This window comes from Pantoea sp. SGAir0215 (assembly GCF_043543215.1).
Genome location: NZ_CP028031.1, coordinates 3294213 through 3314880, shown reverse-complemented (window position 1 = coordinate 3314880; position 20668 = coordinate 3294213). Strand labels below are relative to the sequence as shown.

The following is a 20668-nucleotide window of genomic DNA, read 5'->3' as shown; positions in this document are numbered from 1 at the left end:
TGAGGTTAAACCATGGCACATGCGCCTGAAATGCCTATCAGCGTCGATGATGAAACCGGCGTCTGGACCACCGATGCGTTACCGATGTTGTACGTACCGCGCCACTTTTTTGTGAATAACCATATGGGCATCGAAGAGGAAATCGGTGCAGAACGCTATGCCGCGATCCTCTACAAAGCGGGCTATAAATCTGCCTGGCACTGGTGTCAGAAAGAGGCCGAACTGCACGGTTTTTCGGGTGAGGCGGTGTTTGAACACTACATGAAACGCCTTTCTCAGCGCGGCTGGGGCTTTTTTACCACCGAGTCGCTGGACCTGAAGCAGGGGACCGCGCGCATCCGGCTCGATCACTCCGCGTTTGTGTATCAGTACGGCAAAGTGAACCGTAAGGTGGACTACATGTTTACCGGCTGGTTTGCCGGTGCCATGGACCAGATCGCCGAAAGCCTGGGCTACAGCGTAAGAACGCAGGCGGTGCAGACGCAGAGTGCGGCGGAAGAGGGCTGTGATTACGGCATCTTCACCGTTTCGCCGCGCTAAACACGCACGCGCCGCAGCCTGCTGCGTAAGACGCATGACCTGAAGGAACCGCTGGCTGGCGGCGGGCTATCAGAATTACGTGAAGGTGAAGCTATGTCACAGTTTGATCTGCTGTTTGAGCCATTGAAGATAAATAAACTGACTATCCGCAACCGCATTGTCAGCACGGCCCATGCCGAGGTGTACGCCACGGATGGCGGAATGACCACCGATCGCTACGTGAAATACTATGAAGAGAAAGCGAAGGGAGGATGTGGCCTCTGTATCTGCGGCGGCTCAAGCGTCGTGTCCATCGACAGTCCGCAGAGCTGGTGGAGCTCGGTCAACCTGAGCACTGATCGTATCATTCCGCACTTTCAGAATCTGGCCGATGCCGTGCATCAGCACGGCGGCAAAATCATGATTCAGATTAGCCATATGGGTCGCCGTTCACGCTGGGATGGGGAAAACTGGCCGAATCTGATGTCGCCGTCCGGTATTCGTGAACCGGTGCACCGCGCCACCTGTAAAACGATCGAGGAAGAGGAGATCTGGCGCATCATTGGCGATTTCGCCAAAGCGGCGGTGCGGGCGAAAGCGGGCGGCCTGGATGGTGTCGAGTTATCGGCCGTGCATCAGCATATGATCGACCAGTTCTGGTCGCCGCGCGTCAATAAGCGCACGGATGAATGGGGTGGCAGCTTTGAAAAACGGATGCGTTTTGGCCTTGAAGTCCTGACTGCCGTGCGTGACGCGGTGGGGCCGGACTTTGTGGTGGGCATGCGCATCACCGGCGATGAGTTCCATCCGGACGGCCTCAGCCATGAGGACATGCGCCAGATTGCCGCGTACTACGATAAAACCGGCCTGGTCGATTATTTCGGTGTGGTCGGTTCCGGCTGTGACACCCATAACACGCTGGCTAACGTGATCCCCAACATGAGCTATCCGCCCGAGCCGTTCCTGCACCTGGCGGCAGGCATTAAAGAAGTGGTCTCGGTGCCGGTGATCCATGCGCAGAATATTAAAGATCCCAATCAGGCACAGCGCATTCTCGCCGCGGGCTATGTGGACTTTGTCGGCATGACGCGCGCCCACATCGCCGATCCGCACCTTATCGCCAAAATCAAAATGAATCAGGTAGACCAGATTCGTCAGTGCGTCGGGGCGAACTACTGTATCGACCGTCAGTATATGGGGCTGGATGTGCTGTGTATTCAGAACGCGGCCACCTCGCGCGAGTACATGGGGCTGCCGCATATCATTACCAAAACCGACGGCCCTGTGCGCAACGTCGTGGTCATCGGCGGCGGGCCTGGCGGACTGGAAGCCGCACGCGTGGCAGCCGAGCGCGGTCATAAGGTGACACTGATCGAGCGCGCCAGTGAACTGGGCGGGCAGATCACCATTGCCGCCAAAGCGCCGCAGCGCGACCAGATGGCGGGGATTACGCGCTGGTTAGCGATGGAGCTGGCGCGCCTTAACGTTAACGTTATGACTGATACGACAGCGGATACGGCGATGATCCGGGACCTGAATCCGGATGTCTGCATCCTCGCTACGGGTGGACAACCTTTCCTTGAACAAAATCCGGAATGGGGCGCAGCCGACGGAAGGGTGGTCTCCAGCTGGGACATTCTCAACGGCGTGGTGGAGCCGGGCAAAAACGTACTGGTGTACGACGCCATCTGTGAATTCTCTGGCATGTCCGCCGCCGACTTCCTGGCGGCACGCGGCGCGTTAGTCGAACTTGTCACTGGCGACATCAAACCCGGCATTGGCATCGGCGGCACGACGTTCCCAACCTACTATCGCAGCCTGTATGAAAAAGCGGTCGTGATGACCGCTGATCTGGCGCTGGAGAAAGTGTATCGCGAAGGCGAGAAGCTGGTGGCGGTGCTGGAAAATGAGTATACCGGCCAGAAAGAGGAGCGGGTGGTCGATCAGATCGTGGTCGAGAACGGCACGCGTCCTGATGAGGCGCTGTACTACGCGCTGAAAGCCGAATCGCGCAACAACGGGCAGATTGATGTAGAGGCGCTGTTTGACATCAAACCGCAGCCGGTGTTGTCGCAGCCGGGCAGTGGCATGATCCTCTGGCGCCTGGGCGACTGCGTGTCGCAACGCAATGCCCACGCCGCGATTTACGATGCACTGCGTCTGTGTAAGGACCTGTAATTCGCCGTCGTTGACGTGCAGCCCGCGCGCTGCACATCGCAGAAATTGTCTGGTAAGGGCACATCATGGTACTCGATCGGTTACTTCCCTGGTTACTGCTTGGCGCAGTGATACTCGCCCTCATCGGTATGGTCAGGCGCATGCTGCTCTGGCGGCGCGGGCAACCTGAAAAGGTGGCCCTGCTGAGCGGTTTGCTGGCCATGCCACGGCGCTATCTGGTCGATCTGCATCATGTCGTGGCACGCGATAAATACATGTCGCGCACCCATGTGGCGACCGCAGGTGGCTTTGTCCTGTCAATTTTACTGATTCTGGCGGTTCACCTCTTTCGCATCAGCAACGTACTGGTCAATGGCGTACTGGCGGCCGCGCTGATCGTCATGTTTACAGGCGCGCTGTTTGTCTGGTATCGCCGCCGCAATCCGCCCGCCCGGCTTTCGCGTGGCCCCTGGATGCGGCTGCCGAAAAGTCTGCTGGTGTTTGCGTTCACCTTCTTTATCACCACATTGCCGATCTCGGATCGGTTTGGCGAGGCCGGACGCTGGGCGCTGGCGCTGCTTCTGCTGGCGGGCATCATCTGGGGACTGGGTGAGATGGTGTTTGGCATGGCCTGGGGCGGACCGATGAAACATGCCTTTGCGGGCGCACTGCATCTGGCTTTTCATCGCCGCCCGGAACGCTTTGGCGGCGGACGTTCAACCGGACTCAAAAGCGTCGATCTCAATGCGCCAACGCTGGGCGTCGAAAAACCGGCGGATTTTAGATGGAATCAACTGCTCGGATTTGACGCCTGCGTCCAGTGCGGTAAGTGCGAAGCAATGTGCCCGGCATTTGCGGCGGGTCAGCCGCTAAACCCAAAAAAGCTGATTCAGGACATGGTGATCGGTATGGCAGGCGGCAACGATGCCCGTTTTGCGGGCAGCCCTTATCCCGGTGTACCCGTCGGTGAGGCCTGCGGCCAGCCGCATCAACCGATCGTCGGGGGGCTGATTAAAGAAGAGACGTTGTGGTCCTGTACGACCTGCCGCGCCTGCGTTGAGGAGTGCCCGATGATGATCGAGCACGTTGATGCCATTGTCGATATGCGCCGTTTTATGACGCTGGAAAAGGGGCAAACACCAGGCAAGGGCGCGGCAGTGCTGGAAAACCTCAGTCTCACTGACAACCCGAACGGCTTTAATCCGCGCAGCCGTACGCACTGGGCGGCTGACCAGAACCTGCCGCTGATGCGCGACGTGAAACAGACCGACGTGCTGTTCTGGGTATCGGACGGCGCGTTTGATATGCGCAGTCAGCGTATCCTGCGCGCCTTCGTCAATATTCTTAAGGCCGCCAATGTGCGTTTTGCGGTGCTGGGCGATGAAGAACGGGATAGCGGCGACGTGGCGCGGCGGCTGGGCGATGACGCCACATTCCAGCGCCTGGCGAAAAGCAACATTGCGACGCTGCAACAGTATCGTTTTAACCGCATCGTCACCACCGATCCGCATGCCTTTCACTGTCTGAAGAATGAATATCCTGAACACTATCCGGCTGGCACGCAGCCCGACTACGAGGTGCTGCACCACACGACATTCATCAACGAACTGGTTAAGGCGCAGCTCCTGGACCTGAAGGATTACAAGGGCGGCAAGGTGACCTGGCACGATCCCTGTTATCTCGGCCGCTATAACGGTGAATACGCCGCTCCGCGCGAAGTGCTGGCGGAGCTGGGGATCACGCTGTCTGAAATGACCCGATCCGGCTTTCGTTCCCGCTGCTGCGGTGGCGGGGGCGGTGCGCCGGTGACGGATATTCCTGGTGAACGCCGTATCGCCGATATGCGCATGGAGGATGCCAGAGAGACCGGGGCGGAACTGATCGCTGTCGGTTGCCAGCAGTGTACCGCGATGCTGGAAGGCGTTGTCGGGCCACGTCCGGCGGTAAAAGACATCGCCGAACTGGTGGCTGAGGCGCTGAGCGAACCCAAAAAACCGCTGCCCGCGAAAATCCGCGACCGCCAAATTGCTGTGGAGGTTATCTGATGGAAACGATCATACGTCGCGATCCGCGCCTTGAGTGGATCAGCCGCAACCGCCTGCATCCCGAGCATGCGGAGCGGTGTCAGCCGCCGCCGGAGAGCCGCGGCCCGTCAGGGTTGCTGCGTAAAAACCCACACGGCGTAGGCTTTACCGGCCCGACTGGCCTCAGGCGCATTGACCGCGAGAACGGTAATGCCTGCGTGCAGCTCGCCAGCCGGCGTCTGGCCGGGGCTGATCATCCGGTCGAACGACCACTGTATCGTGTGGAGCAGCCCGATTACTGCGTGGCCGTGGTGCTCGACATGTCCGGCGGACGCCTTACCCGCCACGATCGCGATATTCTGGGCCAGGCTCATCAGCTGATCCAGCATGCTGGTGGCGCTGGCGTGGTGATGGCCGTGGTGTTTGGCGAGCATCGTGAAGGGGACTTTGCGACGGCCGGTGTGGATCGCCTGCTGCATCTCAGCGGCGAGCACTATACCGGCTACCGCCCGGAGCAGCGCATTCATGCACTGATGGCGGTTGAAAAAGAGTTGGCACCGCGTTTCTGGCTGTTCCCGGACAGCGTCGCGGGCGGCTTCGAACTTGGCTGCCGGTTTGCCGCCCGCACGGGCGAACGGCCCGCAACCCAGGTCTGGCGCGTAACCGGGGAAACCTGCACCAGCCGTGCCGCAGGCGGCAGCGCGGATATTACCCGACCGCTTGCGCGCGTGATGTTGCTGGCGGAGGAGTGCGCCGAACCGATCGACGACACCCGGCATGAGGTCTTGCCGGTCAGCATCGGGCCATTGAGTATCCGGACAAAACGTATTGAGGACTGCGGCCTGATACCGGTCGATCCGGCTGCGGTGCCGCTGGGCGAAGCGGAATTCATTCTGTCGGCAGGCAATGGCATCGGCAACTGGGAACAGTTTCATGCCACGGCCGCGCTTCTCGGGGCCACCGAAGGCGCAAGCCGTGTCGTGGTGGACAGCGGTCATATGCCGCGTTTCCGTCAGGTAGGGGCCACCGGCACCTGGGTAACGGCACGGGTTTATGTGGCGGTGGGCATCTCCGGCGCGGTACAGCATTTACAGGGCATTGCGCAGTGTGACCGGGTGATTGCCATTAATACCGACCCCGGCTGTGATATGGTCAGCCGCGCCTCGCTCAGCGTGATTGCCGACAGTGATGAGGTTCTGGCAGCGCTGGCACGGCGGGTGCGTGACTGGCGCAAAGAGGAGTTACATCATGCAGCATAATGTGCAACACAGCGGCTGCCGTATCACCGCGCTGGTGTCGGTGGGCAGGCATCCGGAATCCGGACGCGCCCGTCGGGCGGAACAGGACGCCCGCGCGGTAGAGCTTGGGCTGACGCTGGCGCAGGACACCCTGGAAGTCCTGCATGCGGGCGATCCGCATGATGCGGCGCTGCGCAGCTATGCCGGGATGGGCGTGGAGGCGCTGCGCGTGCTCGCCATGGACGAACAGGGCGACGCGGTGGCGGTATTGAGCCATTACCTTAGTCAGGATCAGCCGGACGTGATCCTGACCGGCGGCCGGTCGGAGCGGGGTGAGTCGTCCGGTATGCTGCCTTTTCTGCTGGCGGAAGCGCTGGCGATGCCGGTGGTGGTCGGCGTGGCGGAAATCGTCAGCCTGAACGGCACCGATGCCGAAGTATTACAGGCACTGCCGCGTGGACAGCGCCGGTTGCTACGCATTGCGCTGCCGTTTATCGCCAGCGTCGACATGGCCGCCTGCGCACCGCGTCAGGTCGCCTTTGGTCCGGCAAACCGGGCGACGATTATGGCGCAGCCGGGCGTTGAGGTGCGGGATGCGGCAAGAGCGGAATGGCAGATTGCCCCGGCGGTCAAACGGCCGAAGCGTCTCAAAAAGATCAAAGCCAAAACGGCTGCTGACCGCTTTAAAGCGGCAACCGCCAAATCACAGAGCGACGGTGGAAAGGTTCTGCAAAATAAACCGGTAGAGGAAATGGCGCAGGCGGTCTTTGATCTGCTGCTGGAGGAGGGGGTGATTCGCTAGGGCAACGCTGATCCTGCCTGGCTTTATCCTCGCCAGGCAGGAATATCATCAGTCTTTCACGTTTTTGAGAATGGTTTCGCTGTACCAGTCGATAAAGTTAATCACGCCGAACTCATAGGTTTCCGAATAAGGGCCCGGTTGATAGCCGACAGAGTTAATCCCACGCTGGTTCTCTTCCCCCAGAACGCGATCCTGCTCATTGGTCGCATCCCAGACGGCACGCAGTTTCTCGGGATCAAAATCTTCACCCGCCACCGCGTCTTTATGCACAAACCATTTGGTGGTGACCATCGTTTCCTGCGCCGAGAGGGGTAATACGCGGAACACAATAAAGTGATCGCTCTGCATGTGGTTCCAGGAGTTCGGCAGGTGCAGGATGCGCATGGAACCCTGATCGTGACTCAAAAAGCGCCCCATGAGTCTGGTGCAGCCTTCGCGACCATCTATGGTCATCGCCTTCGTGCCCTCTTTCAGCGGCATCCGCACGATGCGGTTACGCAGGCCAAAGCTCTGGTGGCGATGAGGAATCCCCTGTTCGTCCCAGCGTGCGGCCTGTTTATTGTAGTAATCGTGGAAGCTCTGCGGCGCGCGCGGATCGTTGGTATCGTCCCACTCCAGCAGGCTGTTCAGCAGTTCAGGATGACTTCCGGCGCAGTGATAGCACTCGCGATTATTCTCCAGCACCAGTTTCCAGTTCGCTTTTTCGTACATGTGCGATTCTGCCGCCAGTTTGGTGTTTTCCACGTCATAGGGCGCCATGTATTCGTCCAGGGTGGCCAGAAAGGCGTCAAAGTCAGACTGTGGCGGCGCATCAGCCAGACAGACAAAAATAAAGCCGCCGGCGGTTTTGCAGTGCGCCTTTTTCAGCCCGTGCTGCTTCATATCAAATGCCCGATTCATTTCCGAGCCGGCAAATAACAGATTGCCTTTCAGGTCGTAGGTCCACTGATGATAGGGACACACCAGGTTCGCTACTTTGCCACGCTCTTTTGAGCAGAGTCGGGAGCCGCGATGACGGCAGGTATTATGAAAGGCGTTAATGTTACCTTCCGCGTCCCGCAAGACCAGCACCGGGTTCTGACCCACCTCAAGGGTGAAGTAGTCCCCTTTTTTCGGGATTTCACTGCTCATTCCCGCAAACAGCCACTCTTTCTGAAAGATCGCCTCCATATCAATGCGAAACAGAGTCGGGTCGTTATAAAGCGCCTGCGGCAGCGAGTAGTTGGGCTGACGCTTTTCGAGCAAATCGCGTATACGGTCGTTCGCATCGACAAGGCTTGTACAGGTGATATTCAGCAGATCGTTATGGCTCATAGTGATCTTCCCGCGCGGTTAAGGAGAGTGTTTTGCGCCTTTCCAGGCGTAACAGGATGCCAACCACCCAAATTTTCCGTCAGGCCAGACGTTGATACACGCGTAACGGCTAAGGGTGACGTCCATGCTGCACGGGTTACGCGCACGCCAATGTTCTGCCAGCGACATCCATCCCCTCTGTTAAAGACGTGCGCGCGAAATTTCTTAGCGGGACGGTTTTTTTAAGCATTTCCGTGTCGCGAATAACTAAATGCTGAAACAGGGTTAAACGGAAAATCAGGCTTACCGGCTCAAAAGCCTGTTGCGATGTCGCCAGTCAGACAGGCAATTGAACTCTCCACTTCTGATGGGAATGAAACGTATGTCAGACCGAAATATCACCGTACTGAATACCAATGCTTTTGAGCCTGTCACAACACAAACCTGGACCAATGGCCGCCATGCGGTGCGCTGTGTGAAGGTGATACAGGAAACCCATGACGTGAAAACCTTCTGCTTTATGGCAGAGCAGCCGGTGATGTTCTTTTTCAAACCGGGGCAGTTTGTCACGCTGGAACTGCTGATCGAGAATGAAACGGTTTTCCGCTCCTATACCATCTCCAGTTCGCCCTCCGTGCCTTACAGCTTCTCCATTTCGGTAAAACAGGTGCCGGGCGGCGTGGTCTCGAACTGGTTACATGCCACACTGCGCGAGGGCATGAATCTGGCAGTACATGGTCCGGTAGGGCAGTTTAACTGCATCGACTATCCCAGCAACAAGGTGCTGTACCTCTCTGGCGGCGTGGGCATTACGCCCATGATGTCGATGGCGCGCTGGTATTTTGATACCAATGCGGATGTGGACATGGTGTTTGTGCACAGCGCACGAACGCCGGAAGACATTATTTTCCGACGCGATCTGGAAAACATGACGGCGCGTATCCCCAATTTCAGACTGAGCATCATCTGTGAGCGGTACGAATCGGGCCAGTGCTGGTCCGGCTTCAGCGGTTTCCTCAATTTGGCGATGCTGCAAATGATTGCTGCGGATTTCAAGGACCGCGAGATTTTCTGCTGTGGCCCGACACCGTACATGCGCGCGATTAAAACGCTGTTACAGGAAGTCGGTTATGACATGACGCGCTATCACGAAGAGTCGTTTGGTGCCACACCAGAGGTCGTGCAGGAGCAGGTCGAACAGGAGGCCGAAGAGGCCGCTGAAATGGCCGACGCGCTGTGCAGTTCAGAACTGCTTAGCGTGGCATTCACCCAAAGCGACAAGAGCGTCAGAATCGCCCCCGGCGAAACCGTGCACGCCGCCGCGGCCAAACTGGGACTGCATATTCCAAAAGCGTGCGGCATGGGCATCTGCGGCACCTGTAAGGTGAAGTGCCTGGACGGCGACGTCGAGATGAACCACAACGGCGGCATCACCGATGAGGATGTGGAAGAGGGCTACATTCTGTCGTGCTGTAGCATTCCAAAGAACAATATCATCGTTGAATTTTAATGACGATCCGCATCGCCGTCTGGCGCACGCTCAGCGCGAGCACGTTTGCTGTGCACTGCGCAACGGTGACGCAGCCTGAACAGGGGTAAAGCGCCGTTCACCGCAGCGGATAGACAGCCGCAGCGTCAGTGACAGGGCTTATTCTCTTTCTTGCTGGCCGTCCTCACTCTGCATCGACGCCTCACTCCCGCGTAAGGGCCGTCGAACGGGACATATGTCCTGCAAGCGTTCACAAAAGCGCACCAAACAAAAAGCCCGCTCAGGTTTCCCTGAGCGGGCTTTTCTCAATCTGGCTCCTCTGACTGGACTCGAACCAGTGACATACGGATTAACAGTCCGCCGTTCTACCGACTGAACTACAGAGGAATTGTCGGAACGGGGCGAATAGTAGCGGCGTCAGTACGGGATGTCAAAGCACTCTTTAACGGTTTGCGTTCAAGTGCGTGTAAAAGCAGCGCATTGGCGAAGATCTGACGCATTCGCTTGCTTTTCAAACTGCTAACAGGATCTCACTTTAAACCCATTTCCGGGTAGATGTTAGACGCATGTCAAATTTTTGTTATTTGACGATATCAAAACACTTGTTTCAGTGCTTTTATGATAAAAATTTCAAAAAAGTAATTTATGGAATAAATAAACTGTTTACGGCGACAAAATGGAATGTTCTGAGATGTGTCCGCGTCGCCTGTAGCGCATGTTTATGGAAATCATGAAGATAAGAAAAGTGGTGGGGGTGTCAGAAAAGCGTCAACGTAGTCGTCTTACCTCAAATTTTCCATTAAAAACGCCAGCGAGGCGGTATGAATGTAAAAAATATTTTTCATTCAACAGGTCAGTCGCTAGCAAGTTAACAAATAAGAAGGGTCCCTATGAACATCAAAAAAACGATTGTTGCTTCACTGTTAGCCTGCATGTTGCCCGCCGCTGCGATGGCGAAAGATATTTCCGTGGGGGTTTCGATGGCGATGTTTGACGATAACTTCCTGACCATTGTGCGTAACGCTATACAAAATGAGATGAAAAAGGATGACGTAAAAGGCCAGATTGAAGATGCCAAAGGCGATGTCGCGCAGCAACTTCAGCAGGTACAAAACTTTATTGGTCAGGGCGTCGACGCCATTATTGTTAACCCGGTGGACACCGACGCGGTGAAACCGATTATCGATCAGGCATCTAAGGCGGGTGTGGCGCTGGTGTTCGTCAACCGCAAACCCCAGGCGCAGTTGGGTGACAAGATGGCGTTTGTGGGTTCTGACTCCGAACTGGCGGGCCGTCTGCAGATGGAAGCGCTGGCAAAAGCCATGAACGGAAAAGGTAACGTGGCTATTTTGCTGGGTGATTTGGCGAACGAATCCACCCGCGAGCGCACCAAAGGGGTGGAAGCGGTCGTGGCGAAATACCCGAATATTAAAGTGGTACAAAAGCAAACGGCGAAATTTAGCCGTAACGATGCGGTGGACGTCGTGAGTAACTGGATGACCGCCGGAGACGATATCAACGCCATCGCGTCAAACAACGACGAAATGGCCATCGGTGCCATTCAGGCGCTGGGTAAAAACGATAAACATATTCTGGTCGCCGGTGTCGATGGTACCCCCGATGCGCTGCAGATGATTAAGAACGGCAAAATGGTCGCCAGCGTGTTCCAGGACGCAAAAGGACAGGGTGAAGGTGCCGTTCAAACGGCGGTTAAGCTCGTCAAAGGTGAGAAAGTGCAAAAGATCGTCGATATCCCGTTCCAGCTGATCACCAAAGACAACTACACCAAATACACCAGCATGAACCAAAAATAAACGTCCTGAACCTGTGGAACGGAGGTGATGTATGACCGCGTTTGCGCTTGAAGCCGAAGGCATCAGCAAGTTCTTTCCGGGCGTGAAGGCACTGGATAATGTGTCGTTACGTGTGCGTCCGGGAACGGTACATGCGTTGATGGGTGAAAATGGCGCGGGCAAATCCACTTTAATGAAATGCCTGATCGGGATGTACCGTCCCGATCAGGGCTCCATTAAAATTAAAGGGGAGCCAGTGCAGTTCAGGGACACCATGGATGCGTTACGTTCCGGTATTTCCATGATTCATCAGGAACTCAACCTGGTGCCGCATATGACCGTCGCAGAGAATATCTGGCTGGGACGGGAGCCGGTGAAGTTTGGTTTTGTCGATCACGCCCGACTGAATGAAGAAACCCAGCAGTTGTTAAGCCGCCTGAACATCAGACTGAAAGCCGATCGGCTGGTGGGCGAACTCAGTATTGCGTCACAGCAGATGGTGGAGATCGCCAAAGCGGTGTCCTGGAACTCGGACATTGTGATCATGGACGAGCCTACCTCCGCCCTGACGGAAACCGAGGTCGCCCATCTGTTTACCATCATTCGTGATCTGCGCGAGCAGGGCAAAGCCATCGTTTATATCAGTCACAAAATGGATGAGATCTTCGCCATTACGGATGAAATCAGCGTGTTCCGCGATGGCAGCTGGGTGGGTAGCGACAGTACCAGCGCATTCACGCGTCAGTCGCTGATTACCAAAATGGTCGGACGTGAGCTGACGCAGCTGTTCCCGAAATTCAATAATGCGATTGGGGAAGAGGTGCTCACCGTTCGTCATCTGAGTTGTCAGGACCGCTTTTCCGACGTCAGCTTTGGCGTGCGCCGTGGGGAAATTCTCGGTGTGGCGGGTCTGGTTGGTGCCGGACGCAGTGAAGTGATGGAAAGCCTGTTTGGCATGGTGCCTTTCGACAGCGGCGAAATCCTGATTGATGGTGTGCCTGTCGCTATTGATTCGCCGTCGGTCGCCATCGAAAAAGGAATGGCGTTTCTGACAGAAGATCGCAAGAAGTCCGGGTTGTTTTTGGTGTTGTCGGTGTTAGAGAACATGAGCATCGTCAACATGCCTGAATACAGCGGTAAAGGCGGTTTTGTCAGTCATGTGAAAATGGCTCAGGACTGCATGGATCAGATCCGCCGTCTGAATATCAAAACCCCCACCATGGACCAAATCATTAATAACCTGAGCGGAGGGAATCAGCAGAAAGTGTTGATTGCCCGCTGGCTGCTGGCTCAACCCAAAATCCTGATTCTTGATGAGCCGACCCGTGGAATTGACGTCGGGGCGAAAGCAGAGATTTACCGTTTGATCAGTGAACTGGCCAACCGTGGAGTTGCCATCATTATGGTGTCGTCAGAGCTGCCGGAAATTCTGGGCATGAGTGACCGTATCATGGTGATGCATGGTGGGCGCATTACCGGCATCCTCGATAAAGACGAGGCCGATCAGGAAACTATTTTGTCGTTAGCATCCGAATGAGGCGCGAAACCACGATGAGTAATATGAAAGCAACGGCCACGCAGGCTCCTCAGCATCAACCCTCTTTTTTTGCGCATTTACGTCAGAAACTGCCAAAAGATACCGGCATTTTTGTCGTGATGGTCGGCATTGCGTTGATTTTCGAAATGTTTGGCTGGTATGTGCGCGATCAGTCTTTTTTGATGAACACCAATCGTCTGATTCTTATCGTCCTGCAGGTTGCCATTATCGGCATCATTGCTGTGGGCGTGACCCAGGTCATTATTACCACCGGTATCGATCTGTCCTCCGGGTCGGTTATCGCGCTCACTGCCGTGGTAGCCGCCAGTCTGGCGCAAACTTCAGATACGCTGACCCCGATGTTCCCGTCACTGGTGAACATGCCCGCGGTGGTGCCGATTGGGGCCGGCATTGGGGTAGGGTTATTGTGCGGTCTGATTAACGGCGTATTAATTACCCGTACCGGTATTCCCCCGTTTATTGCCACGCTGGGCATGATGGTGTCGGCCCGTGGACTGGCACAGTATTACACCCAGGGTAACCCTATCAGTTTTCTCTCTGACGGGTTCACCTCGATTGGCCAGGGCGCAATGCCGGTCATTATCTTCCTGGTGGTTGCGCTGGTGTTCCACATCGCACTGAAACATACCCGCTACGGCAAATACGTGTACGCCATCGGCGGTAATATGACCTCGGCCAAAGTGTCCGGTATCAACGTCAATAAATACCTGATTATTGTCTATACCATCGCAGGCGCGTTGTCCGGCCTGGCGGGCGTGGTACTGGCGGCGCGCGTCAGTAGCGGTCAGTCGAGCATGGGCGTGGGCTATGAGCTGGATGCGATTGCCGCGGCGGTTATCGGCGGCAGCAGCCTGATGGGCGGCGTAGGGCGCATTACCGGCACGCTGATAGGCGCGGTGATACTGGGACTGATTAAAAGCGGCTTTACGTTTGTCGGGGTAGATGCGTACATCCAGGATATCATCAAAGGCATCATCATCGTCGCCGCAGTGACCATCGATATGCGACGCAACCGTGCCAAACGCTGAATACGCTGCCGCCTTGGCGCTGTAGCGGCGCTGGCGGCAGGCGCTTATCCCAGTCACATCGTTCACCCTGTGCCCGGGACTAAGCGCCACCGCCGCCTTGCTACATCACACATGCGTTTGCGTCGTCCCGTTTCGGTTATTCCTTTTAAATAACGCGTCTTTGCACGTCTGCCGGGCCGCAATAACGCCGCCCCGGCGGTCTGCTAAACCTGTTACGTTTCCCGCCTTTTACGGATAAACCCTGCCCCGGAGAGGTGGGAGGATTTACCGTTCATCAATCCTCATCCTCGGTGAAGATTGCCTGTTAACCATCCCTGCACGCTGGTCTGTCATGTTGCGCACTATTGCGGTGCAGGGCGACATGAATGGGAAAAGCAGGTCTGGCAGTCGTCCGGGATTACCTCTTTAGAGGTAACAGGAAACGCTTTTTTATCCGACTGTTAGAAAAATTTTCAAAGATATTTTGCAAACTGAATAAACCTGGTCTGCATCTTGCAATTCCCTCTCATGCAGGCTGGTAAGTAGCGACCAGCCAGACACCTTGACGTAGCGACGGAGGCAAGATGAACTTAAGACGGCTGAAATACTTTGTGAAAATCGTCGATATCGGTAGCCTGACACAGGCAGCAGAAGTGCTGCATATTGCTCAGCCTGCATTGAGCCAGCAGGTTGCTACGCTGGAAGGCGAACTGGAACAGCAGCTTCTGAACCGGACCAAACGCGGCGTCACACCGACCGAAGCCGGTAAACTGCTTTACAGCCATGCACGCGTCATTCTGCGGCAGTGTGAGCTGGCCCAGTCTGCGGTGATGAATGCCGGTCAGGTGGTGGAGGGGCAGGTGTCAATCGGTCTGGCACCGGGCACGGCGGCATCCGCGTTAACTATGCCGCTTCTGCAAACCGTACGGGAACAGTACCCGGATATCATGATTTACCTGCATGAAAACAGCAGCAGTGCGTTGAATGACAACATCATCAGCGGGCAACTGGATATGGCGGTGCTGTATGACCGCGCCCCCACGGCGGGCATCAACAGCGTGCCCCTGCTGAAAGAAGATCTCTATCTGGTCGGCGCAACCGCCTGCCCTGGCGCCAACGTCGATCTGGCCGAGGTAGCCCAGATGAGCCTGTTTCTGCCGCGTGATTACAGCGCCGTGCGCCAGCGGGTTGATGAGGCTTTCTCACTGCGCCGCCTGAGCGCGCGCATTATTGGCGAGATCGAATCGCTTTCGACGCTCACCGCCGCAATATCCAGCGGGATGGGCGTGACCGTGTTGCCTGAATCGGCGGCCAGAGCGCTGGTTGGTTCAACCCAGGCCTGGATGGCGCGGATCACCAGCCCGACCATCAGCCTGCCGCTGTCACTGAATCTTTCACACCGCTTGCCGTTATCGCCACCCGCACAGGCCGTTAAAAATATTCTGCTGTCGCTGCTCAACAAGCCACTGACTGAAAAACGAGAACTCACGCTGGTCAGCTAAACACAGCGTTCTGTTTATCCCTCTCAAGCAGGGCGCGTAAAACCGCGCCGCTGCCTTTTCTCCTCTTCCAGGCTGTCCTCTCTGTGCGTCCTGCCGCCTTCTATATGCTTCAAATGCATAAATAAATCTTTTTTATTATTTCAGGTTATCGATAAGCGTTTTTATTATCAAATGATCAGATTGCGTAAAGAGAGGTAAATATTTTGAATTTCCAGCAACTTAAAATTATTCGCGAAGCCGCGCGGCAGGAGTTCAACCTCACGGAGGTCGCCAGCACGCTGTTTACCTCGCAATCAGGCGTCAGCCGTCATATTCGCGATCTGGAGGATGAGCTTGGCGTCGAAATTTTTGTCCGCCGGGGCAAGCGCCTGCTTGGTATGACGGAGCCGGGCAAGGCGCTGCTTACCATCGCCGAACGCATTCTCGATGAAGCCGGTAAAGTGCGTCGCCTGGCCGATGTCTTCACGAACGAATCCAGCGGCATTCTCTCTATCGCCACCACACACACGCAGGCCCGGTACAGCCTGCCGCCGGTCATCAAGTCCTTTCGCCAGCTTTATCCTAATGTCCGGCTTGAACTTAATCAGGGATCGCCGCAGGAAATTGTGAATATGCTACTGGCCGGTGAGGTGGATGTCGGGATTGCCAGTGAAATGCTGGCCAATAATAACAGCCTGGCCGCGTTTCCCTGGTTCAGCTGGCATCATGCACTGCTGGTCCCGCGCGATCATGAACTGGCACAACAGCAGCCGGTCTCACTGAATGCCCTCAGTCAGCATCCGTTAATTACCTACCGGCAGGGCATTACCGGCCGCTCCCGGGTGGACAGCGCGTTTCAGCGCGCCGGCTTAAAACCGGATATCGTGCTCAGCGCCCAGGATTCCGATGTGGTGCGCACTTATGTCAAACTCGGGCTGGGCGTCGGTATTCTGGCCGATCAGGCCTGTGAAAAGGAGCCGGGCGGAGAGCTGGTCCGGCTGGATGCCACTCACCTGTTCGACGCCAACACCGTCTGGCTGGGCCTGAAACGGGGACAACTGCAGCGCAATTACGTCTGGCAGTTCCTTGAGCTGTGCAACGCGAATCTGTCGCTTGAAGAAATTAAAGCGCAGGCGCTCTCTACGGCAGGCGATGATGAGCCCGTAATCGACTTTCAAATCTGACTCCGCGTTGCGCCCTGACGGCATAAAATTTTTTTTCGGCCGTCATTCGCCATAGCGAACGCTTTCTGGCTGCCAATAACAACATCCTGCGCTTCCCCCAACCGATAAAGTGAAGAGAACTGAAAAAGGGGGATGCGATGTCACGTATACAACTGAAAGATCACACACTACTGCGCCAGCAGGCGCTGTTTGCCGGTGAATGGCAACACGGTTATCAGGGCGCAACGCTCGCCGTTAACGATCCGGCTACGGGCGAAACGCTGGCTAGCGTACCGGCGTTAGGTCGCCAGGAAACGGAGGCGGCGATTGCCTGTGCCGAATCGGTCCGCCATGCATGGGCGGCAACCCCCAATGCCACCCGTGCGGCGCTGCTGGAAAAATGGCATCAGCTTATTCTTGATAACGCTGACGATCTGGCCATCATCATGACGGCCGAACAGGGCAAGCCGCTGGCGGAGGCGCGCGGTGAAGTGCTCTACGGTGCCAGTTTTGTGAAATGGTTTGCGGAAGAAGCGCGTCGGATTTATGGCGACACCATTCCCGCCCCAACGACCGACCGGCGCATTATTGTCCTGAAACAACCGGTTGGCGTCGCGGCAGCGATTACGCCCTGGAATTTCCCCATCGCAATGATTACCCGCAAGGTCGCACCGGCACTGGCGGCAGGCTGCCCGATTATCGTTAAACCGTCTGACCTGACGCCGCTGTCTGCACTGGCACTGGCCGTGCTGGCCGAGCGCGCGGGTTTCCCGGCAGGCGTTTTACAGGTGCTCACCGGCATGCCGACAGACATCGGCGCCGCGCTGACCGAAAGCCGTCTGGTGCGTAAAATCTCGTTCACCGGCTCAACGCGCGTGGGCCAGCTGCTGATGAAGCAGTGCGCTGACAGCATTAAACGCCTGAGTCTGGAGCTGGGCGGCAACGCGCCGCTTATTGTCTTTGACGACGCGGATATCGAGATTGCCGTCGCAGGCGTGATGACCAGCAAATTCCGTAATGCGGGACAAACCTGTGTGTGTGCCAACCGTATTCTGGTGCAGCGTAACATCTATGAACGCTTTGCCGCCCGACTGCTGGACGCGGTGGCGACCCTGAAGGTCGGGGATGGTTTTGCCCCTGGCAGCACTATCGGGCCGTTGATCAATACCTCCGCGGTGGAGAAGGTCAACGGGCACATTGATGATGCGCTGCAAAAAGGCGCAACGCTGTTGACCGGTGGCATCAGCAACGGCCCCGGTACGTGGGTGCAGCCCACCGTGCTGGGACAGGTCACGAGTGAGATGCGTATCGCGCAGGAAGAAACCTTTGGACCGGTGGCTCCGCTGTTTATCTTTGATGATGAAGAACAGGCGCTGGCGATGGCAAATGACACACCCTTTGGCCTCGGCGCTTACTTCTTTACTGAAAATATCCGTCGAGCCTGGCGCGTGGCGGAAGCGCTGGAGTTTGGCATGGTCGGTTTTAATACTGGCGTCATTTCGCTGGAAGTCGCGCCGTTTGGCGGCGTGAAATTATCCGGCATAGGTCGCGAAGGGTCACGATATGGCATTGACGAATATCTGGAGCAAAAAACATTTCACATGGGCAGCCTGTAATTTAACTTTTAATTTCTGATATTCCTCGCCAGCATGAACGTTATGCTGGCGTTTTTTTTGTGCGCCAGATCGACGTTTTATCGGTATTCTCCTTTTTAGTGCAAGTTTCATGCGCATTGCACCAAAGCAATGCGGCTTTTTTGTGAACTAAATCATCTGTTTAACCCTTCGGCAATTCCGCAATAAATCCTTCACGAATACGGCACAAAAATTTTTTTGGGCGGTTTTAAACGCATTTTTATTTTTTTAACGGCTGGCATACTTTCTGCATTACCTAATAAAGCGTGCCGAAAAGCATTGCCAGAAATTAATTCATCCAGCGTGTGATGGGTGTAACAAATAAGGATTCTTTCATGTTGAGTTTCGACCCGGAAAGCGTGCAACTCCCGCCTGGTCACTATATTGGCGGAAAACATGTACAGACCCAGGGCGACGCTTTTGCCGTTAAACGCCCGTCTGATGGCAAGGTGTTTGCCACGCTGCGCGAAGCCCAGGCAGAGGATGTTGACCATGCCGTCATGACGGCACATCAGGCATTGAAAACCAGCGGCTGGTCAGGATGTGCACCGCGTGAACGTGGTCGGGTATTGCGCCGCTGGGCAGACTTAATCGAACAGGATCCCCTGCTGGCGCAGCTTGAAGCCCTTGGCTCAACCCGTCCGATTACCGATGTCGTGCAACATGAAATTCCCTTTACTGCCGAAGCCATTCGCTTCTATGCCGAGTGCGCCGACAAATACAGCGGCGATCTGTTTCCGACACGCGACAGTAGCCTGGGCATGTTGATTGCGGAGCCCTATGGCGTTATCGGGGCGATCACGCCGTGGAACTTCCCGCTGTCGATGGCTTCGTGGAAATGCGGACCTGCGCTGGCCGCAGGCAATGCGGTAGTGCTAAAACCCTCAGAGCTGACGCCGCTGTCCACCGTGCGTATGGCCGAGCTGGCGGTACAGGCCGGGTTACCGGCGGGCATTCTGAATATTGTGCAGGGCAGCGGTGCGGTGACCGGCAGCGCCCTGGTCAGGCATCCCCTGGTGCGCAAAGTCTCCTTTACCGGCTCCACTGTGACAGGCGCGCGCATTATGAGTGATGCGGCCCAGTTTGGCATGAAGCCCGTCACGCTGGAGTTAGGCGGCAAAAGCCCCCAACTGGTGTTTGATGATGCGGGCGAGATTGAGGTGCTGGCACAACGTATTCTGCGTGGCTTTACCGCCAACGGCGGCCAGGCCTGCGTTGCCGGGACGCGCCTGATTGTGCAGCGCGGTATTGCCGATGCGCTGACGGAACGGCTGGCGGCGCTGTGTCGTGAGGTCCGGCCTGGCGTGACCTGGCAGGAAACCAGCCGCTATGCCCCGCTGATTGATGCGCGTCAGGGCAAAAAAGTGCAGTCCGTGATTGAGGCGGCGAAAGCCCAGGGCGCAGACGTGCTGGTGGGCGGTGACCGCTTCGCGGATACCGACGAGGGCTGGTTCTGGCAACCTACGCTGCTGACGCAGGTGAAACAGGATAATCCGGCAGTGCAGCAGGAAATCTTCGGGCCTGTGCTGACAATTCAGACGTTCGACAGCGAAGACGAAGGGCTGGCGCTGGCGGCACATGAGACCTATGGCCTGTGCGCCGGGGTGCACACGCTGAGCCTGCCACGTGCGATGCGTGCGATACGGGGAATCGCTTCCGGCACGGTATGGGTCAACCGCTACGGGCGGTCCGGCGATTTCATTATTCCTACCGGAGGGTTCATGGGGTCCGGTATCGGCAAAGATTTGGGTCGTCAGGCGTTCCAGGCCTGCCAGCGCCATAAAAGCGTCCTTATCGATTTTTAAGCACCTAACCAGACAATAACGAGGTTAATGTAATGGCACTGTTTAAACCCAAATTCATCACGTTTGATTGCTATGGCACGCTGATCTTTTTTGATATGGCCGGTGCGGCAAAACGCTGTTTTCACGATCGCGTCGACGCGAAAGACATGGCGGCCTTTGTGACCGACTTTTCCAGCTACCGCCTGGACGAAGTGCTGGGCGCGTGGAAACCCTATTACGATGTGGTCAGCAATGCGATTCAGCGCACCTGTAAAAAGTGGGGCGTGACATGGACGCAGGCTGACAGCGATTACATTTACACCGACTGCGCCACCTGGGGACCGCATCCGGATGTGCCTGCCGGGTTAGCTAAAGTGGCGGAAGCCTTCCCGTTGGTGCTGCTGACCAATTCAATGAAGGATCTGATTCCACACCATATTCCTCGTCTGGGTGCGCCCATCCACATGACGATTACCGCAGAAGAAGCGGGCGCGTATAAACCGCAGATGAAAGGCTTTGAATACATGCTGGAGAAACTGGACTGCCGTCCGGACGAAATTCTGCATGTCTCCTCCAGTTTCCGCTATGACCTGATGACGGCGCACGATCTTGGCATCAAACACAAGGTCTGGGTCAACCGTGGCCACGAACCGGCTAACCCCTATTACCAATACACCGAAATCAAAGACATTGGCGGCCTGCCCGGCGTCGTGGGTCTGTGAGGAC

At 56.3% G+C, this 20668-nt stretch carries 15 protein-coding genes and 1 tRNA gene; 14 read left to right on the top strand and 2 right to left on the bottom strand.

The features are described 5' to 3' along the window. Positions 1 to 12 precede the first annotated feature (12 nt). The 5 genes from C1N64_RS15490 (at position 13) to C1N64_RS15470 (ending at position 6740) form a co-directional block, all read left to right on the top strand. Complete coding sequence (locus C1N64_RS15490; protein ID WP_033740376.1) at positions 13 to 540, top strand: DUF5943 domain-containing protein; 528 nt, start codon at positions 13 to 15, stop codon at positions 538 to 540. A gap of 93 nt (positions 541 to 633) precedes the next feature. Next, entirely contained in the window at positions 634 to 2697 is a 2064-nt protein-coding gene (gene dgcA / locus C1N64_RS15485) for a dimethylglycine demethylation protein DgcA (RefSeq protein ID WP_054687575.1), read from the top strand. Between the two features lie 65 nt (positions 2698 to 2762). Further along, complete coding sequence (locus tag C1N64_RS15480) at positions 2763 to 4721, top strand: (Fe-S)-binding protein (protein ID WP_394514937.1); 1959 nt, start codon at positions 2763 to 2765, stop codon at positions 4719 to 4721. Next, a complete protein-coding gene (locus C1N64_RS15475) occupies positions 4721 to 5959 on the top strand; it encodes an electron transfer flavoprotein subunit alpha (RefSeq protein ID WP_394514936.1) in 1239 nt (412 codons plus the stop codon). The genes C1N64_RS15480 and C1N64_RS15475 overlap by 1 nt, the downstream gene beginning before the upstream one ends. Beyond that, the gene (locus tag C1N64_RS15470) at positions 5949 to 6740 is read left to right on the top strand and encodes an electron transfer flavoprotein subunit beta (protein ID WP_039338057.1); all 792 of its coding nucleotides are present in this window, start codon (positions 5949 to 5951) and stop codon (positions 6738 to 6740) included. The genes C1N64_RS15475 and C1N64_RS15470 overlap by 11 nt, the downstream gene beginning before the upstream one ends. Positions 6741 to 6788: 48 nt before the next feature. On the opposite strand, the gene C1N64_RS15465 is transcribed toward C1N64_RS15470, so the two are convergent. After that, the gene (locus C1N64_RS15465) at positions 6789 to 8054 is read right to left on the bottom strand and encodes an aromatic ring-hydroxylating oxygenase subunit alpha (RefSeq protein WP_394514935.1); all 1266 of its coding nucleotides are present in this window, start codon (positions 8052 to 8054) and stop codon (positions 6789 to 6791) included. Positions 8055 to 8415: 361 nt separating this feature from the next. Between C1N64_RS15465 and C1N64_RS15460 the strand changes: the two genes are divergently transcribed. After that, a complete protein-coding gene (locus tag C1N64_RS15460; RefSeq protein WP_110268332.1) occupies positions 8416 to 9543 on the top strand; it encodes a hybrid-cluster NAD(P)-dependent oxidoreductase in 1128 nt (375 codons plus the stop codon). A gap of 290 nt (positions 9544 to 9833) precedes the next feature. On the opposite strand, the gene C1N64_RS15455 is transcribed toward C1N64_RS15460, so the two are convergent. Beyond that, positions 9834 to 9909: transfer RNA gene (locus C1N64_RS15455), tRNA-Asn, on the bottom strand. 503 nt (positions 9910 to 10412) lie between these two features. Here C1N64_RS15455 and C1N64_RS15450 point away from each other — a divergent pair. The 8 genes from C1N64_RS15450 (at position 10413) to C1N64_RS15415 (ending at position 20664) form a co-directional block, all read left to right on the top strand. Beyond that, a complete protein-coding gene (locus C1N64_RS15450; protein ID WP_033740368.1) occupies positions 10413 to 11336 on the top strand; it encodes a sugar ABC transporter substrate-binding protein in 924 nt (307 codons plus the stop codon). A gap of 31 nt (positions 11337 to 11367) precedes the next feature. Then, positions 11368 to 12852: a sugar ABC transporter ATP-binding protein gene (locus tag C1N64_RS15445; RefSeq protein ID WP_033740365.1), complete on the top strand. Its 1485-nt coding sequence runs from the start codon at positions 11368 to 11370 to the stop codon at positions 12850 to 12852. Between the two features lie 23 nt (positions 12853 to 12875). Then, positions 12876 to 13901 carry an ABC transporter permease gene (locus C1N64_RS15440; protein ID WP_369974382.1) on the top strand — a complete coding sequence of 342 codons (1026 nt, stop codon included), beginning with the start codon at positions 12876 to 12878 and terminating at the stop codon, positions 13899 to 13901. A 563-nt stretch (positions 13902 to 14464) separates the two neighbouring features. Then, positions 14465 to 15382 (top strand): nitrogen assimilation transcriptional regulator NAC, encoded by a 918-nt coding sequence (nac, locus tag C1N64_RS15435; RefSeq protein ID WP_006119661.1) that lies wholly within the window; start codon positions 14465 to 14467, stop codon positions 15380 to 15382. 203 nt (positions 15383 to 15585) lie between these two features. Continuing rightward, positions 15586 to 16545 carry an HTH-type transcriptional regulator Cbl gene (cbl, locus tag C1N64_RS15430; protein ID WP_033740363.1) on the top strand — a complete coding sequence of 320 codons (960 nt, stop codon included), beginning with the start codon at positions 15586 to 15588 and terminating at the stop codon, positions 16543 to 16545. 137 nt (positions 16546 to 16682) lie between these two features. Continuing rightward, positions 16683 to 18140 carry an NAD-dependent succinate-semialdehyde dehydrogenase gene (locus C1N64_RS15425; RefSeq protein ID WP_058701619.1) on the top strand — a complete coding sequence of 486 codons (1458 nt, stop codon included), beginning with the start codon at positions 16683 to 16685 and terminating at the stop codon, positions 18138 to 18140. Between the two features lie 353 nt (positions 18141 to 18493). Continuing rightward, positions 18494 to 19963 (top strand): aldehyde dehydrogenase family protein, encoded by a 1470-nt coding sequence (locus tag C1N64_RS15420; protein ID WP_394514934.1) that lies wholly within the window; start codon positions 18494 to 18496, stop codon positions 19961 to 19963. A 32-nt stretch (positions 19964 to 19995) separates the two neighbouring features. After that, complete coding sequence (locus tag C1N64_RS15415) at positions 19996 to 20664, top strand: haloacid dehalogenase type II (RefSeq protein WP_039338052.1); 669 nt, start codon at positions 19996 to 19998, stop codon at positions 20662 to 20664. Positions 20665 to 20668: the final 4 nt, after the last annotated feature.

Coding starts and splice junctions, on each gene's coding strand:
- C1N64_RS15460 (WP_110268332.1), top strand. CDS start 8,416: ATGTCAGACCGAAATATCACCGTACTGAATACCAATGCTTTTGAGCCT.
- nac (WP_006119661.1), top strand. CDS start 14,465: ATGAACTTAAGACGGCTGAAATACTTTGTGAAAATCGTCGATATCGGT.
- C1N64_RS15425 (WP_058701619.1), top strand. CDS start 16,683: ATGTCACGTATACAACTGAAAGATCACACACTACTGCGCCAGCAGGCG.
- C1N64_RS15450 (WP_033740368.1), top strand. CDS start 10,413: ATGAACATCAAAAAAACGATTGTTGCTTCACTGTTAGCCTGCATGTTG.
- C1N64_RS15480 (WP_394514937.1), top strand. CDS start 2,763: ATGGTACTCGATCGGTTACTTCCCTGGTTACTGCTTGGCGCAGTGATA.
- C1N64_RS15415 (WP_039338052.1), top strand. CDS start 19,996: ATGGCACTGTTTAAACCCAAATTCATCACGTTTGATTGCTATGGCACG.
- dgcA (WP_054687575.1), top strand. CDS start 634: ATGTCACAGTTTGATCTGCTGTTTGAGCCATTGAAGATAAATAAACTG.
- C1N64_RS15445 (WP_033740365.1), top strand. CDS start 11,368: ATGACCGCGTTTGCGCTTGAAGCCGAAGGCATCAGCAAGTTCTTTCCG.
- C1N64_RS15475 (WP_394514936.1), top strand. CDS start 4,721: ATGGAAACGATCATACGTCGCGATCCGCGCCTTGAGTGGATCAGCCGC.
- C1N64_RS15470 (WP_039338057.1), top strand. CDS start 5,949: ATGCAGCATAATGTGCAACACAGCGGCTGCCGTATCACCGCGCTGGTG.
- C1N64_RS15440 (WP_369974382.1), top strand. CDS start 12,876: ATGAAAGCAACGGCCACGCAGGCTCCTCAGCATCAACCCTCTTTTTTT.
- C1N64_RS15465 (WP_394514935.1), bottom strand. CDS start 8,054: ATGAGCCATAACGATCTGCTGAATATCACCTGTACAAGCCTTGTCGAT.
- C1N64_RS15420 (WP_394514934.1), top strand. CDS start 18,494: ATGTTGAGTTTCGACCCGGAAAGCGTGCAACTCCCGCCTGGTCACTAT.
- C1N64_RS15490 (WP_033740376.1), top strand. CDS start 13: ATGGCACATGCGCCTGAAATGCCTATCAGCGTCGATGATGAAACCGGC.